This is a genomic window from Vibrio qingdaonensis, from assembly GCF_026191675.1.
Classification (GTDB): Bacteria; Pseudomonadota; Gammaproteobacteria; order Enterobacterales; family Vibrionaceae; genus Vibrio; species Vibrio qingdaonensis.
The window spans coordinates 63,825-77,386 of the sequence record NZ_JAKRRY010000002.1 but is presented as its reverse complement, the minus strand read 5'-3'; the positions used below and the strand labels follow the sequence as shown (position 1 = coordinate 77,386).

Genomic DNA, 13,562 nt, shown 5'->3' with positions numbered 1-13,562 from the left:
GTCATTGAGTGAACACTATGAAAATCAGCAGTTACCATCACGCGATTCAGTTAGCGCGACCCTTTACTATCTCTCGTGGCACTCGTACTCACTGCGATGTTGTGCGCGTCTCCATACAATACCTTAATGACACGGCACAAGGAGAATGCACGCCTTACCCTCGATATGGTGAGTCCGTAGATTCGGTGATGGCTCAAGTTGAATATTTCAGCCAACCACTGAGTATATTAACACCGCAAGCAGCTCGTACCGCCTTACAAACCATGCCTGCTGGTGCGGCAAGAAATGCGATTGATTGTGCCTTGTGGGCACTGGAAGCCAAGCAAGCTGGGGGACAGTTCCCACAACAGCAATTTTCTATCAAACCCAAAATTGAGACCGCGATGACCGTTTCAATGGCTAACCTCCAAAGCATGGCTGCTCAAGCAAAAGAGTATGTTGAAAATGGTGCCACCTTACTTAAGGTTAAGCTTGATGCTGATGAGGTGATTGAAAAGACTCGCGCGATTCGTGCAGCCGCTCCCAAGGCAAAAATCATTATTGATGCTAACGAAGCTTGGCAAACATTGAATCTAGTCACCGTTTTTAACGCCCTTGCCAAACTGAATGTTACGATGATCGAGCAACCCGTACCAAGCGGGCAAGATCATTTGCTTACGGGTATTCCCCACCCTATTCCACTTTGCGCCGATGAAAGCTGCCATACTCGCGCCGAACTTGACGCCTTAATTGGCTGCTATGAAATGATCAACATCAAGCTGGATAAAACGGGTGGACTCACCGAAGCCTTAGCACTGGAAAAGCAAGCGCGAGCAGCGGGGATGCGTATTATGTCAGGCTGCATGCTTGGCACCTCTTTGGCGATGAAAGCCGCCCTACCAATCGCCAACAACGCTGAGATTGTTGACCTCGATGGGCCCGTTCTTTTAGGAAGTGATATAGACGATAAACTCACGTACCAAAATGGCGCAATAGTCGTGTAATGGAATAAGAAAAAGCCCGAGTATAAAAGCTCGGGCTGTTTGGTTTCGGCCTTGCTAATTACGCGGCTGAAACATCCTGGTTGTTTGAATAACGGCGAATGACAATTCGTAGACGAAACAACATTAAGGCTGCCGCAACCGTTAGCCCGGTCAGTATTCCGACCCAAAACCCTTCTTCTCCCATTGCTGGAACAATATGGTCCGTTAACCCTAATACCACCCCAATCGGCAGCGCAAGCCCCCAATAAGAGGCAATAGCAAGAAACATCGGTACTTTGGTGTCCTTATAGCCGCGCAACGCACCATTTGCTGACGTTTGCAGCGCATCACTAAATTGATACATAGCAGTAAAGATTAATAACGTTGCCGCGGTCGCGCTAATCGCTGGATCAGTGGTATAGAGCCTTATGATCACTTCAGGGAACAACAAAAACATCGCCACCGACAACAATGACATTAACGCCGCCACTAGAATACCGAACTGGCTGCGCTCGACGGCACCCGAATGGTCTTTAGCCCCAAGAGCATGACCAACACGAATCGTAATACCAAATGAAATACTCATTGGAATCACATACGTCATACTAGAGATATTCAGGGCAATCTGAGCTGCAGCAACGTTTTCTGCACCAATCCGTGCAATCAACAACGCAATCACGGCAAAAATACTGCCACACACGGCAATATTCATCCCAATTGGTAGCCCCAATTTAACCAAATGACCAATTTCTTTTGCTCGCGGCTTCGTGTCTTTAAAACGCAAAATCGTTTTAAAATGATGGTGCCCTTTAATATAAGAGTACAACAACGCCGACATCATCCAATACACGAGACTTGTCGCCCAACCACAGCCTACGGCGCCCATTTCTGGCAAACCAAACTTGCCGTAAATAAGGACATAGTTCACAGGAATATTGACGAGCAAACCCAAGACCGAAATGATCATCGGCGCTTTGGTATTATTCATTCCTTCGCAAAAGCCATTTAAGGTATAAAACAGAGCGATGCCCGGTACGCCAAACGCTAGAGCATACGCATAGTCGCTGGCAATAGGGATGATTTCAGAGGCAACACCGATCCATTGCAAGATCGGTTTAGCACTTAATAAATAGCCAATCAGCAAAACACTTGAGGCTAGAGCGAGCCAAAGCATTTGCACAAATTCTACAGAAATGCTGTCAAAATCACGGGCGCCACGGTGAAACGCCACCACTGGCGTTAACGCCATAATAATGCCGCGCAAAAGCAATAACACTGGGATCCAAAGGCTGGTGCCTAGCGCTATCGCAGCCAGATCAGCTGGGCTCACCTGCCCAGCCATTGTGGTATCGACAAAACCCATCGCTTGGGTCGCAAGCTGGGTCAAAATAATGGGCGTCGACAACGTCATTAACGCTCCCGATTCGCGGGTAAAACGAGGTAAAAAAGGACGAATTGTAGTTTGCATGGGGGTTCAAAACACCAATATAAATGCACCAATAATGGCAGGATGGCGGTGTGCATTTTAGGGTGTGCCCTGTGGGCGGCGACAATATAAACGTCATCATGGTCAATTTCAAGCCACCAATAACTGAGAATTGTATTGATGTTCGACTCGAAAGCACGCAAAATAGCGCGCCTTGCCCTATCTTAGGGTATATGGGCGCAAAAAAGATACACCTACCCCGGTAGTATCCACTTTGAGATCCCACTCTCCTATCCCACTTACTGAGTACCACTATGAGTTTTGAATCCTTAGGATTATCTGTTCCACTTCTTCGCGCTATCGACGAGCTTGGCTACACCAAAGCATCGCCAATTCAAGAAAAAGCCATTCCTGCCATTATTGAAGGCAAAGATGTCATGGCTGCCGCTCAAACAGGAACAGGCAAAACTGCAGGATTCACGCTACCGTTACTTGAGAAGTTGAGCGCTGGACAAAGGGCAAAAAGCAACCACGTACGTGCACTCATCCTGACGCCAACGCGTGAACTTGCTGCTCAAGTACATGATAGTGTAGTTAAGTATGGCGCTCACCTGCCAACAACATCGAACGTTATATTTGGTGGCGTCAAGGCAAACCCGCAAATGCAAAAGCTTCGTAAAGGTTGCGATGTCCTGGTCGCGACACCGGGTCGTCTGCTTGATCTTTACAGCCAGAATGCAGTGAAGTTTTCACAGCTTGAAGTACTCGTATTGGATGAAGCCGATCGTATGCTCGATATGGGCTTCTTCCGTGATATTAAAAAGATCCTCGACCTATTACCAAAAGAGCGTCAAAACTTGCTTTTCTCGGCAACCTTCTCGCCAGAAATTCGCTCTTTAGCAAAAGGCTTAGTACACAATCCGGTCGAAATCTCAGTAAACCCACCTAACTCAACCACTAAATTGGTTGAGCAAAGCATCTATGTTTCCGACAAAAACCAAAAGTCAGCGATTCTGGCTAAGCTCATCGAACAAGGTGACTGGAAACAAGTGCTCGTATTTAGCAAAACGAAGCATGGTGCCAACCGCTTGGCTCGCTTTTTAGAAGGCAAAAACATCTCTGCGATGGCAATCCACGGTAATAAGAGCCAAGGCGCAAGAACCAAGGCACTGGAACAGTTTAAAACTGGGCAAATCCGCGTGTTAGTGGCGACTGACATTGCGGCTCGTGGCTTAGATATTCCTCAGTTGCCGCAAGTCGTCAACTTTGATTTACCACATGTTTCGGAAGATTATGTGCACCGTATCGGCCGAACTGGTCGCGCTGGTGAAACCGGTAAAGCCTACTCACTGGTTTGTGCAGACGAAGCGAAAGAGCTGTTTTCCATAGAAAGACTGATTGGCGAAGTGTTAACGCGACATGAAATGGAAGGCTTCAAGCCTGTTCATGCGCTACCAGCTTCAAGAACAGACACTCGCGCAATGAAGCCTAAAAAGCCGAAGAAACCAAAACAGCCAAAAACAGAACACACAGATGGTCAACGTCCAACGAATAGCCATCAAAAAACCAAGCAGAGACAATTTGGCAACTCTGAGTCAAATAACAAAAATGGCGGCAAACCGAATGCTCGTTCCGGCGCGAACGCCCGCCCTGGCAATGCCCCAAGAAGACGTAAGCCAAAACCAACCAATACGGTTGCGAAGTCACAATAACTAGACGGCTTATTAAGCCGTTATTATTGATTAAAAAAGCCATCGCAAGATGGCTTTTTTAATGGTGCAGTAACCATCGCCTTACCGCCACAACAGTCACACCATCGACGAGCTACCACTTAATGGTTAGCCGGATTTTTGACACTAAGTCAATGTTTTGACTACGCTTGCGCTACATCATTGTTCTATAAAATAACTCTGCAACCTCTTTTCAGTCTATAACAATTTTTGTTAACTTCATCGCAAACATATTGCATAGGGTTATATTCATGCTCAGGTCGCTACGTTCGCTCAATATTAAAAATACGATTCTTGTTGTATTTCTCATTCCCACGTCTCTACTCATCTTTTTAATTGGAATACAAATTAACCAAACCAGTCAGCAAGTCTCAGCCGCTGACACCTCTGAAGAATCGGTTCAGTTATTTCACCTTTATGATGAGGTCGCTCACCAGTTTGCGGTCGAGCGAGGATTGACTGCGGGTGTACTCGCCACTAAAGGCCAAGGCACACAAGCTGACGCCCTTAAAAAACAGCGCAAAAATGCCGACCTTGCGTATCAAAACCTCATTGCTTTTCAACCTATGCATATCGACTCGACGCTGTTTAGCAACCTGATGAGGGATATCAAGCAACAACTTGAGCGACGAGGTGAAATACGCGCTCAAGTCGACAGTCTCGCCATCCAAGATTCACCTTTTGCTTTCTACACCAACATCAATAGCCTCGCCCTTGATAACCTATCCGTGTTATTGACTCAAATTAGCGACTCACAGCTCAAATTAAAAATGCAGGGCTTGCTGGCGTTATTGGTGATTAAGGAAGAGGCAGGAAAAGCGCGCGGTGCGCTCAACGGTGCCTTTGCAGCGCAGCACTCTTCATTAGACGCTTACAGCAATATCAGTACTTATATCGCCACTGAAAAGCAAGCGTTAAGACAAGCAGAGCTTTTATTGCAAGGCGATATAAAGCAACAACTTCTCGCCATTACTCGCAGTCAAACTTGGAAAGACGTCAATAACATCCAACAGCAGTACCTGAGCCAAAAAGACAGCCTTACCACGTTAACGGGTCCTACTCCTCAAACCTGGTTCTCGTTAGCAACAAAACGAATTGGGTTAGTCAAGACTCTGCGCGATACCTTTACTCTGGATATTTCTCAGACCGCAGCTGAACTCAAAGCGCAAGCGAGCCAAGCTCGCTTTTCCTATATTGCTCTCGCACTATTTGTGGTGGTGCCATTAACTCTACTCGCGTTTCATTCCGTTCGGACGATTCGCCAGCGGGTTCGCCAATTTAGTCAGCAACTGGATCACATTGCCAAAAACAAAGACCTAACCGTTAAACTGACTAGCAACAAAAATGATGAGTTGGGTGAAATTGCCCTTCATTTTAATCACCTCACTGACAGTCTAAGCCAAGCATTGCGTAAATCGCTTGAGGTCGCCAATCGCACTGAACAAGAAATGAAGACCATGACGGAATTGGTCAGCCAAGCACAACAAGCTAGCCAACAGACGCACCTTCGTTGTGACAACATTGCAACAGCGATGACTGAAATGTCGCAAACTAGCCAAGAAGTGGCCAGTATCACCGTGGATGCGCAACACAGTGCCGATAGTGTCAAAGATAAAGCGATAGAGTGTCATCAACACGGCGAACAATCGCTAGCCACAACCACGGGTCTTATTGAAAGTGTCAACGACACCTATACCTGCTTAGAAAGCCTTGAGCAGCAAATGGCAAATGTCACTGAAATTCTCGACACTATCAATGCGATTTCAGAGCAGACTAACCTTCTTGCGTTAAACGCGGCGATTGAAGCTGCCAGAGCTGGCGAACAAGGACGTGGGTTTGCTGTCGTCGCAGACGAGGTGAGAACGTTGGCACAACGCAGTAAACAGTCCACAGAAGACATTCGACACCTTCTAGACAACATCAGTGATAACGCCAAAACCTCCTTTGGCAATATGCAGCGTAGCCGAGATGCTAGCTACACTACACAAACCATGGTATCTGAAACCAACGAAATGATGGATGCGCTCACGGTGACAGTAAAAGAAATCACCGATTTCAACACCAGTATTGCAACCGCTTCAGAAGAACAGTCTCAAACCACGCTATCGGTTGATTCCGATATCGACAATCTATTGTCTCTTGTTGAAAGCACTAATCAAACGGTCACTAATCTTCATAACGAAATGAGTACAGTAAAGTCGCGAATGTCAGAGCTGGTCAACGAAGTGTCTGCCTTTAAGCTAAGCGCGTAGCTGTAACTAAGTTAGTAGCTGTAACTAAGTTAGTAGCTGTAACTAAGTTAGTAGCTGTAACTAAGTCAGTAGCTGTAACTAAGCCAGTCGCTTAATAATTTGAAAGTAATAGATAAAAAAATACCGAGCTAATCACAAACAATGTATTAAACTCGGTATTTTTTGGCTTTCATGGTCCGATAAGATCAGCTTACATGCTATGAGCTTGCATAGATCACACTACCACCCTTGATGGTATCTATAATCTCTTTAGATAACGCCTCCGGTAATGCAGGGCAACCCCAGCTGCGACCTAAATAGCCATTCTTTTTAATGAATGATTCATTAGCGTAGTCTGCGCCATGAACAACGATATAGCGATCTCTCGCATTATCATTAACACCACGGCTCAAACCATCTAGCCGTAACGAGTAGCCGTTAGAGCCGTAATAAGTCGTATCGGTAACAAAAGTACCTAATGACGTTTTTCGAGAATTAATCGCATTAGAAAAGGCCGTGGCTTGTTTAGCACCGCTATTCACACCATGGGAAACATACGTGTTATACATCAACGCTTTTTTAGCTAGATCAATAACATAAAAACGTTTATCCGTTGAAGGTTTCGAATAATCGATAATCGTCAGCAACGGTTTCTTTTTTTCTGGCGTTTGGCTATACGCGATATAGGCGTCTTTAAATAGTTGAAAATCAACCACGCCATCTAATGCTGCTCTATCATATATACGCTCAACTTGCGTTTTATCCGTCTCTACCTTTTTCGGTGTATGGTAGGGTGATAATTCCGTTTCGCTGCGAGCATTATATGAAAACGCCAAAACCGCTATGAAAGCAAACATCCATAGAGGGGAAATAATATTTTTAATCATTACTACAACAGGTTAGCTCAATAAATCAATTTATACGTTCAATAACGCATTTACAATTGCTGGGATATTACGCTAATTTGAGTAAATACTGAACATTATCGTGGGGTTTTTGAGCGAAAATTTGAAACAAATCGTATGATATCTATAAGCTCTCCAAGCGATTCATTTATAATCAACAAGTTAACTTTCTTATTCCAATACATTAAGTGTTACGACAAAAATACGCCACTTAATTCATATTTCAGTGACCATTAGTATAATCCAATCCATTTTATAGCACGCCTCTTCATTGACTTAACCGTACGTCACTCTATCCGCCGTTAATGATGTGGCTGGATTAGACTGTTGAGAATGATGACCACTAAATATACGGTCGAAATAACTCAGTGGCGCGATTTTAGCGTTTGCTTTACCTTGCCATTTAGAGCTGTTCGCCACCAGCCATTTTTCACTCGCGCCTGCAATAATTTTCTGGCTGACTGCCGCCTCTCTGAGTTCATGTTCAAAAGAATAATCTTGCTGCTCGCCAGACGTCGTCACAAACCCACTTGGCTGTGGCCCTGCTGACACTTCAACGGCACGTATAGAAGCACAACTCACAATCCCAATATCGGCGGAAAACAGGTCAAAAAATGGGACAACGTGGTCACCAACAACATCTCGATCATTGGTTCGAACCCGCCCTCCGGGTACCCAAGTTTCGATATGATCGCACTGAGACAGGACATGCGCCGCTTCAAAATTATTCGTGACCACTCTTAACTCTTGATGGGTAATTAATTGCTCTGCAATCATCGCAATGGTCGTGCCAATACCTAGAAATACCGTACTACCATTCGGGACATGCTGAGCCACTTGCTTGGCAATACTCAATTTTTCGTCTTTATTTGTGGTTTGACGTGACACATAACTGCGGTTCGCCAACATCGCCGGTAAACCCACACCTCCGTGATGACGACAGGCTAATCCTAAACGACACAACTCGTTTATATCTCGCCTTATCGTTTGAGTCGTCACGTCAAAGCAGCGGGCTAAATCATCAATGGCGCAATATTCCTGAAGATGAATTTTATCTACAATAGATTGCTGACGAAGACTTAATTTATGCATTATTACAACGTCTCACATTCAACCGGATCCTGCGGAATAAAACCCAAAGAATGATAAGCTTGTGGCTTATCAGTAATCATCATATCCACACCCCACTCCCAATATTCAGATACTTCTCCCGGTCTATTAGGCGTGTAACAATAGAGATCGTAACCCAATGCCTTAATATTATAGGCCTGTCCTCTAGACAAGTAGCGATAATCACAATGCACGCTAAACGCCTCTATTTCTAATAGTATCTCACTGGCATTATCTGGAATACTCTGCCACAGCTGACCACGCTTTATCTCTGGCAATATAACACCAAGATACTTTAATACAACGTTATCAAAACTAGAAAAAAGCAAATCCGACAACGTCAAATTATGCGCATCTATGACGTTTTTTATTTGGTCGCAAAGTTCAAACGCGTCATCATCTGGGTAGCGTTTTATTTCAATATTAACCTTAGTCCCATTAACTTTGGCTAACAACAATGCCTCGCTAAGTGTCGGAATTTGTTCTTTATTATATTGCGAATCGAACCAAGAACCCGCGTCTAACTGTTTCAATTCTTGTTGAGTCATTTGAGAAACCAAGCCACTACCATTACTGCATCGGTCTACCGTTTTATCATGGATGACCATAGGAACATTATCCGCGCTCAACTGAACGTCAAGTTCAATCCAGTCACAACCATATTGCCTCGCCAAATTGAACGCCGCCAATGTATTTTCTGGCGCGATACTAGATACACCTCTATGTGCGGTTAACTTCATGAATACTCTTCTCTGTCTCATTAATTCAAATCGAAGAATCTCAGATTAACGTTACGATTTTATTTCATTAATAGTGAGCAATAGTGAACAAAACCGAAAAATTAACTTCATTTTAATGTCACTAAAGCGTCATTAAGTTCATTTAACTTTCAAGTGAACATTTTGGTGGCTGTTTATTATTCCCATCAAATCTTACTACCACAATATTGATGTCCTCAGATAAGGAAGATCTCATGTCAATTAAGACATTTACTGGTTTAGCATTAACAACCGCACTTTTAAGTACACAAGTTCACGCTAAAACAGAAGTAGAATGGTGGCACGCAATGGGCGGTGCGCTAGGTCAAAAGGTCAATGAAATCGCCGCCGACTTTAATGCCAGCCAATCAGAATACGAGATAAAGCCCGTTTATAAAGGCAGCTACGCAGAAACTATGACAAGCGCTATTGCGGCGTTTAGAGCAAAAGAGCAACCTGCGATTGTGCAAGTATTTGAAGTCGGTACCGCAACAATGATGGGGGCGAAACAAGCGATCTACCCCGTCTACGAACTGATGGAAGATACCAAAGAACCCTTTGATACAGATGACTATCTTGCGGCCGTCACGGGTTACTACACCACCAATGATGGTGAAATGCTATCCATGCCGTTCAACAGCTCAACCCCTGTCATGTACTACAACAAAGACATGTTCAAAAAGGCTGGCATTAATGCAGCACCAAAAACGTGGAAGGAGATGGAGTCGGTTTCACGTAAGCTGATGGAATCTGGTGCGCAATGCGGCTTTACAACAACCTGGCAATCTTGGACACAAATTGAAAACTTTGGCGCTCGAAACAATATTGCCGTTGCCAACAACAACAATGGTTTCGGCGGCGTAGATACTCAGTTTGAATTCAACGCAACACCATTTGTTAAACACATCGAACAGATGGGAGAATGGTCAAAAGCGGGTATTTTTAAATATGGCGGTCGCCAATCTGACGGTATGCCTCTGTTCTATACACAAGAGTGTGGTATGACAATGGGCTCATCAGCGGGTCTGGCTGGCATCCAAGAAAACATGAAAGGTATCGATGTTGGCGTCGCGCAGCTGCCTTATGACGATACACTGATTGAAAAGCCACAAAACACCATCATTGGCGGTGCCTCTCTTTGGGTACTTCGTGGCCACTCTGATGAAGAGTATAAAGGCGTTGCCAAATTCTTTAGCTACCTATCAAGCCCAGAAGTACAAGCCGACTGGCATCAGTTCACCGGCTACCTACCCATTACTAAAGACGCCTACGAGCTCACTAAGCAACAAGGCTTTTACCAATCTAATCCAGGTACCGACACTGCAGTCGTTCAGATGACGTCGACCACGCCAACGGTGAACTCTAAAGGGATTCGTTTCGGTAACTTCTTACAAACACGCGACATTATCAATGAAGAACTTGAAGCTGTTTGGGCAGGAAAAGCATCGGCCAAAACTGCGCTCAACAATGCCGTTCGTCGCGGTGACGAACAACTTCGTCGCTTTGAACGTACACAAAAATAACAAACATAATTAGTCGCCACCGTTATCGGTGGCGATATTTTGCTTTGCCGCAGTACCTTGGAACACTTGTATGTCATCTCCTGTTGTATTTAAAAATAAGTGGTTACCTGTTGCGCTGATCGCGCCCCAGCTATTTATCACATTAGTCTTTTTTATCTGGCCTGCGGGTCAGGCTATTTTCCAATCCTCGCAACTTGAAGACGCGTTTGGGTTGAGTAAAGAATTCGTTGGATTAGAAAACTTCATTACCCTTTTCAACGACAGCTATTATCTAGATGCATTTCTTACCACGTTACAATTTAGTATCAGCGTGGCTTTTCTCGCTTTGATCAGCGCCCTGATTCTGTCGGCATTTGCGGAACAGATCGTGCGTGGTTCAACCTTTTACCGCACGTTTCTCATCTGGCCTTATGCCGTTGCCCCCGTTGTTGCAGGATCGCTATGGCTCTTTCTCTTTGACCCGACCATTGGTGTCGTGACGGAAATGCTAGGCTGGTTTGGTGTGGACTGGAACCCAACATTGAACGGCAGCCATGCGATGTGGATGGTCATCATTACCTCAACATGGAAGCAGATTAGCTACAACTTCCTATTTTTTCTCGCTGCATTGCAATCGGTACCTAAATCCTTGCACGAAGCCGCAGCGATTGACGGAAGCGGACCAATTAAACGCTTTATGACCATCAGTTTCCCCCTAATTTCACCCACCAGCTTTTTTCTATTGGTGGTGAATTTTGTCTACGCCTTTTTCGATACGTTCGCGGTAATACACGCGATGACTCAAGGCGGGCCGAGCAATAGCACGTCGACCTTAGTGTACAAAGTGTATAACGATGGATTTATCGGGCTCGATCTCGGTTCATCAGCCGCGCAGTCCGTTATTTTGATGGGGTTAGTTGCTCTGCTTACTGTGTTCCAATTTAAATATGTAGAAAAGAAGGTGGCATACTAATGGTTGAACGAAGACCCCTATTTGCGATTTTTTGTCATGTCATTTTGATTCTTGGCATTCTCTCTATTGCGCTGCCGGTCTGGGTCGCGCTAGTCGCGACAACTCATGACAACACCGCTTTTGCCACGGGCACGCCACTTTGGTTTGGCGACCTAGGGTTTAGTGTCTTTAGAGAGCTGTGGAGCAACGAAAGTACTTACAACAACTCCGCCTTGCCCATTACGCACATGCTGTTTAATTCGCTCATCATGGCACTCTGCATTACTGTCGGGAAACTCACCATCTCCATCTTATCGGCCTATGCCGTGGTATTTTTCCGATTCCCCGGTCGTATGTTGGCGTTTTGGATGATTTTCTTCACGCTCATGCTGCCCGTTGAAGTACGTATCATGCCGACATTTGAAGTCATTACGAATCTTAATATGCTCAACTCGTTTTCTGGCCTAACGATACCGCTGATCGCCAGTGCAACGGCGACGTTTTTGTTTCGTCAATTCTTTTTAACCGTCCCCCATGAGTTAGTCGAAGCGGCTCGTATGGATGGTGCGGGACCTATCAAGTTCTTTATTGATATTTTACTGCCCTTGTCGAGAACCAATATCGCCGCTCTATTTGTCATTACCTTTATTTATGGCTGGAACCAATATCTTTGGCCATTACTGATCACCACCGATACTCAATACTTCACCATTGTCATGGGTATCAAACAAATGCTAGGCGTCGTCGATGGCGTCGTGGAATGGAACAAAATTATGGCGACCACCATCATCGCTATGCTGCCCCCTGTCATCGTTGTTATTGGCATGCAAAAAGCATTCGTCAAAGGCCTAGTAGATTCGGAGAAATAAATGTCAACGCTCACTCTTAGAAACATCGCAAAATCGTACCCAAATGGCTATCAAGCGGTCCAAAAGTTAAACCTAGACATCAATGATGGTGAAATGGTGGTGCTTGTTGGCCCTAGTGGCTGTGGAAAATCAACACTCCTTCGCATGATAGCGGGATTGGAAGAAATCACCTCCGGTGAACTCACTATCGATAACACCGTCGTCAACCACCTTGAACCGGGTGAACGAGACATTGCGATGGTGTTCCAAAACTATGCGCTTTACCCACATATGTCGGTGTTCAATAACATGGCGTACGGACTTCGTAACCGTAAAACCCCCAAAGCGGAAATCCAGCGTTTAGTGGATGAAGCGGCAGAAATGCTGGAACTTTCACACTTGCTTGACCGCAAGCCCAAAGAGCTTTCCGGAGGGCAACGCCAACGCGTCGCGATGGGTCGAGCTATCGTTCGAGAACCAAAAGTGTTTCTATTTGACGAGCCACTGTCTAACCTGGACGCTAAGTTACGTGTGCAAATGCGTCTTGAGATTAAGAAGCTGCAACGCAGGCTGGCAACCACATCGGTTTACGTCACCCATGACCAAGTCGAGGCAATGACACTCGCCGACAAATTGGTGGTGCTCAACAAAGGAAATGTCGAGCAAGTCGGCACCCCATTAGAAATTTATGACAACCCAGCCTCCATGTTTGTGGCAACGTTCATCGGTTCGCCATCCATGAACATACTCGATGCAAACGTCACCGCAGAGGGGCTGCAACTTGGACACGCATTACTGCCAAGCCAGACTCAATCGCTCGACCTAGGAGCAATCAAGTTAGGCCTACGCCCTGAACATCTCACCATTGCCAACGCCGACCCATGGTTTGAAGTCGAAGTGGAACTGGTTGAATCGCTGGGCGCCGATTTACTTCTCTACTGCCAGACTCAAGATAACCAAGCACAAAAGCTGGTTGTGCGCGTTGAAGGACACAGCAACATCAACATTGGTGATATTCTGGGTTTGGATATCGACCTAAATCATGTCCACTTATTTGACTCTACGACTGAAAAACGCATTGCGTTTGATGCTCATGCGGCAGACAAGCCAGAGGTCATCAATGCCTAGCACCCTGAAC

Annotated in this window: 11 protein-coding genes; 7 read left to right on the top strand and 4 right to left on the bottom strand. The window is 45.3% G+C overall.

Annotated features, from left to right (window positions below; translation table 11 throughout):
* Positions 1-17: 17 nt before the first annotated feature.
* Positions 18-983: an N-acetyl-D-Glu racemase DgcA gene (gene dgcA / locus MD535_RS02305; protein WP_265673570.1), complete on the top strand. Its 966-nt coding sequence runs from the start codon at positions 18-20 to the stop codon at positions 981-983.
* Positions 984-1,041: 58 nt separating this feature from the next.
* On the opposite strand, the gene MD535_RS02300 is transcribed toward dgcA, so the two are convergent.
* Positions 1,042-2,430, bottom strand: a complete 1,389-nt coding sequence (locus MD535_RS02300) for an MATE family efflux transporter (protein ID WP_265673325.1) — start codon at positions 2,428-2,430, stop codon at positions 1,042-1,044.
* Between the two features lie 272 nt (positions 2,431-2,702).
* Here MD535_RS02300 and MD535_RS02295 point away from each other — a divergent pair, with 272 nt between their 5' ends.
* Both MD535_RS02295 and MD535_RS02290 read left to right on the top strand, forming a co-directional pair.
* Complete coding sequence (locus MD535_RS02295) at positions 2,703-4,100, top strand: DEAD/DEAH box helicase (RefSeq protein ID WP_265673324.1); 1,398 nt, start codon at positions 2,703-2,705, stop codon at positions 4,098-4,100.
* A 269-nt stretch (positions 4,101-4,369) separates the two neighbouring features.
* Positions 4,370-6,370, top strand: a complete 2,001-nt coding sequence (locus MD535_RS02290) for a methyl-accepting chemotaxis protein (RefSeq protein WP_265673323.1) — start codon at positions 4,370-4,372, stop codon at positions 6,368-6,370.
* Positions 6,371-6,567: 197 nt separating this feature from the next.
* On the opposite strand, the gene MD535_RS02285 is transcribed toward MD535_RS02290, so the two are convergent.
* The 3 genes from MD535_RS02285 to MD535_RS02275 all read right to left on the bottom strand — a co-directional run bounded on the left by MD535_RS02285 (position 6,568) and on the right by MD535_RS02275 (position 9,104).
* Positions 6,568-7,236 (bottom strand): murein L,D-transpeptidase catalytic domain family protein, encoded by a 669-nt coding sequence (locus MD535_RS02285; RefSeq protein WP_265673322.1) that lies wholly within the window; start codon positions 7,234-7,236, stop codon positions 6,568-6,570.
* A gap of 294 nt (positions 7,237-7,530) precedes the next feature.
* A complete protein-coding gene (locus MD535_RS02280; protein ID WP_265673320.1) occupies positions 7,531-8,346 on the bottom strand; it encodes a DeoR/GlpR family DNA-binding transcription regulator in 816 nt (271 codons plus the stop codon).
* A 2-nt stretch (positions 8,347-8,348) separates the two neighbouring features.
* Positions 8,349-9,104 carry a glycerophosphoryl diester phosphodiesterase gene (locus tag MD535_RS02275; RefSeq protein WP_265673319.1) on the bottom strand — a complete coding sequence of 252 codons (756 nt, stop codon included), beginning with the start codon at positions 9,102-9,104 and terminating at the stop codon, positions 8,349-8,351.
* 233 nt (positions 9,105-9,337) lie between these two features.
* Here MD535_RS02275 and ugpB point away from each other — a divergent pair, with 233 nt between their 5' ends.
* The 4 genes from ugpB to MD535_RS02255 all read left to right on the top strand — a co-directional run bounded on the left by ugpB (position 9,338) and on the right by MD535_RS02255 (position 13,552).
* The gene (gene ugpB, locus MD535_RS02270) at positions 9,338-10,645 is read left to right on the top strand and encodes a sn-glycerol-3-phosphate ABC transporter substrate-binding protein UgpB (RefSeq protein ID WP_265673318.1); all 1,308 of its coding nucleotides are present in this window, start codon (positions 9,338-9,340) and stop codon (positions 10,643-10,645) included.
* 70 nt (positions 10,646-10,715) lie between these two features.
* Positions 10,716-11,597 carry a sn-glycerol-3-phosphate ABC transporter permease UgpA gene (gene ugpA / locus MD535_RS02265; RefSeq protein ID WP_265673317.1) on the top strand — a complete coding sequence of 294 codons (882 nt, stop codon included), beginning with the start codon at positions 10,716-10,718 and terminating at the stop codon, positions 11,595-11,597.
* Positions 11,597-12,445 carry a sn-glycerol-3-phosphate ABC transporter permease UgpE gene (gene ugpE / locus MD535_RS02260; RefSeq protein WP_265673315.1) on the top strand — a complete coding sequence of 283 codons (849 nt, stop codon included), beginning with the start codon at positions 11,597-11,599 and terminating at the stop codon, positions 12,443-12,445. The genes ugpA and ugpE overlap by 1 nt, the downstream gene beginning before the upstream one ends.
* Positions 12,446-13,552, top strand: a complete 1,107-nt coding sequence (locus MD535_RS02255) for a sn-glycerol-3-phosphate import ATP-binding protein UgpC (protein ID WP_265673314.1) — start codon at positions 12,446-12,448, stop codon at positions 13,550-13,552.
* Positions 13,553-13,562: the final 10 nt, after the last annotated feature.

Coding starts and splice junctions, on each gene's coding strand:
- ugpA (WP_265673317.1), top strand. CDS start 10,716: ATGTCATCTCCTGTTGTATTTAAAAATAAGTGGTTACCTGTTGCGCTG.
- MD535_RS02275 (WP_265673319.1), bottom strand. CDS start 9,104: ATGAAGTTAACCGCACATAGAGGTGTATCTAGTATCGCGCCAGAAAAT.
- MD535_RS02300 (WP_265673325.1), bottom strand. CDS start 2,430: ATGCAAACTACAATTCGTCCTTTTTTACCTCGTTTTACCCGCGAATCG.
- MD535_RS02285 (WP_265673322.1), bottom strand. CDS start 7,236: ATGATTAAAAATATTATTTCCCCTCTATGGATGTTTGCTTTCATAGCG.
- ugpB (WP_265673318.1), top strand. CDS start 9,338: ATGTCAATTAAGACATTTACTGGTTTAGCATTAACAACCGCACTTTTA.
- MD535_RS02295 (WP_265673324.1), top strand. CDS start 2,703: ATGAGTTTTGAATCCTTAGGATTATCTGTTCCACTTCTTCGCGCTATC.
- MD535_RS02290 (WP_265673323.1), top strand. CDS start 4,370: ATGCTCAGGTCGCTACGTTCGCTCAATATTAAAAATACGATTCTTGTT.
- MD535_RS02280 (WP_265673320.1), bottom strand. CDS start 8,346: ATGCATAAATTAAGTCTTCGTCAGCAATCTATTGTAGATAAAATTCAT.
- dgcA (WP_265673570.1), top strand. CDS start 18: ATGAAAATCAGCAGTTACCATCACGCGATTCAGTTAGCGCGACCCTTT.
- MD535_RS02255 (WP_265673314.1), top strand. CDS start 12,446: ATGTCAACGCTCACTCTTAGAAACATCGCAAAATCGTACCCAAATGGC.
- ugpE (WP_265673315.1), top strand. CDS start 11,597: ATGGTTGAACGAAGACCCCTATTTGCGATTTTTTGTCATGTCATTTTG.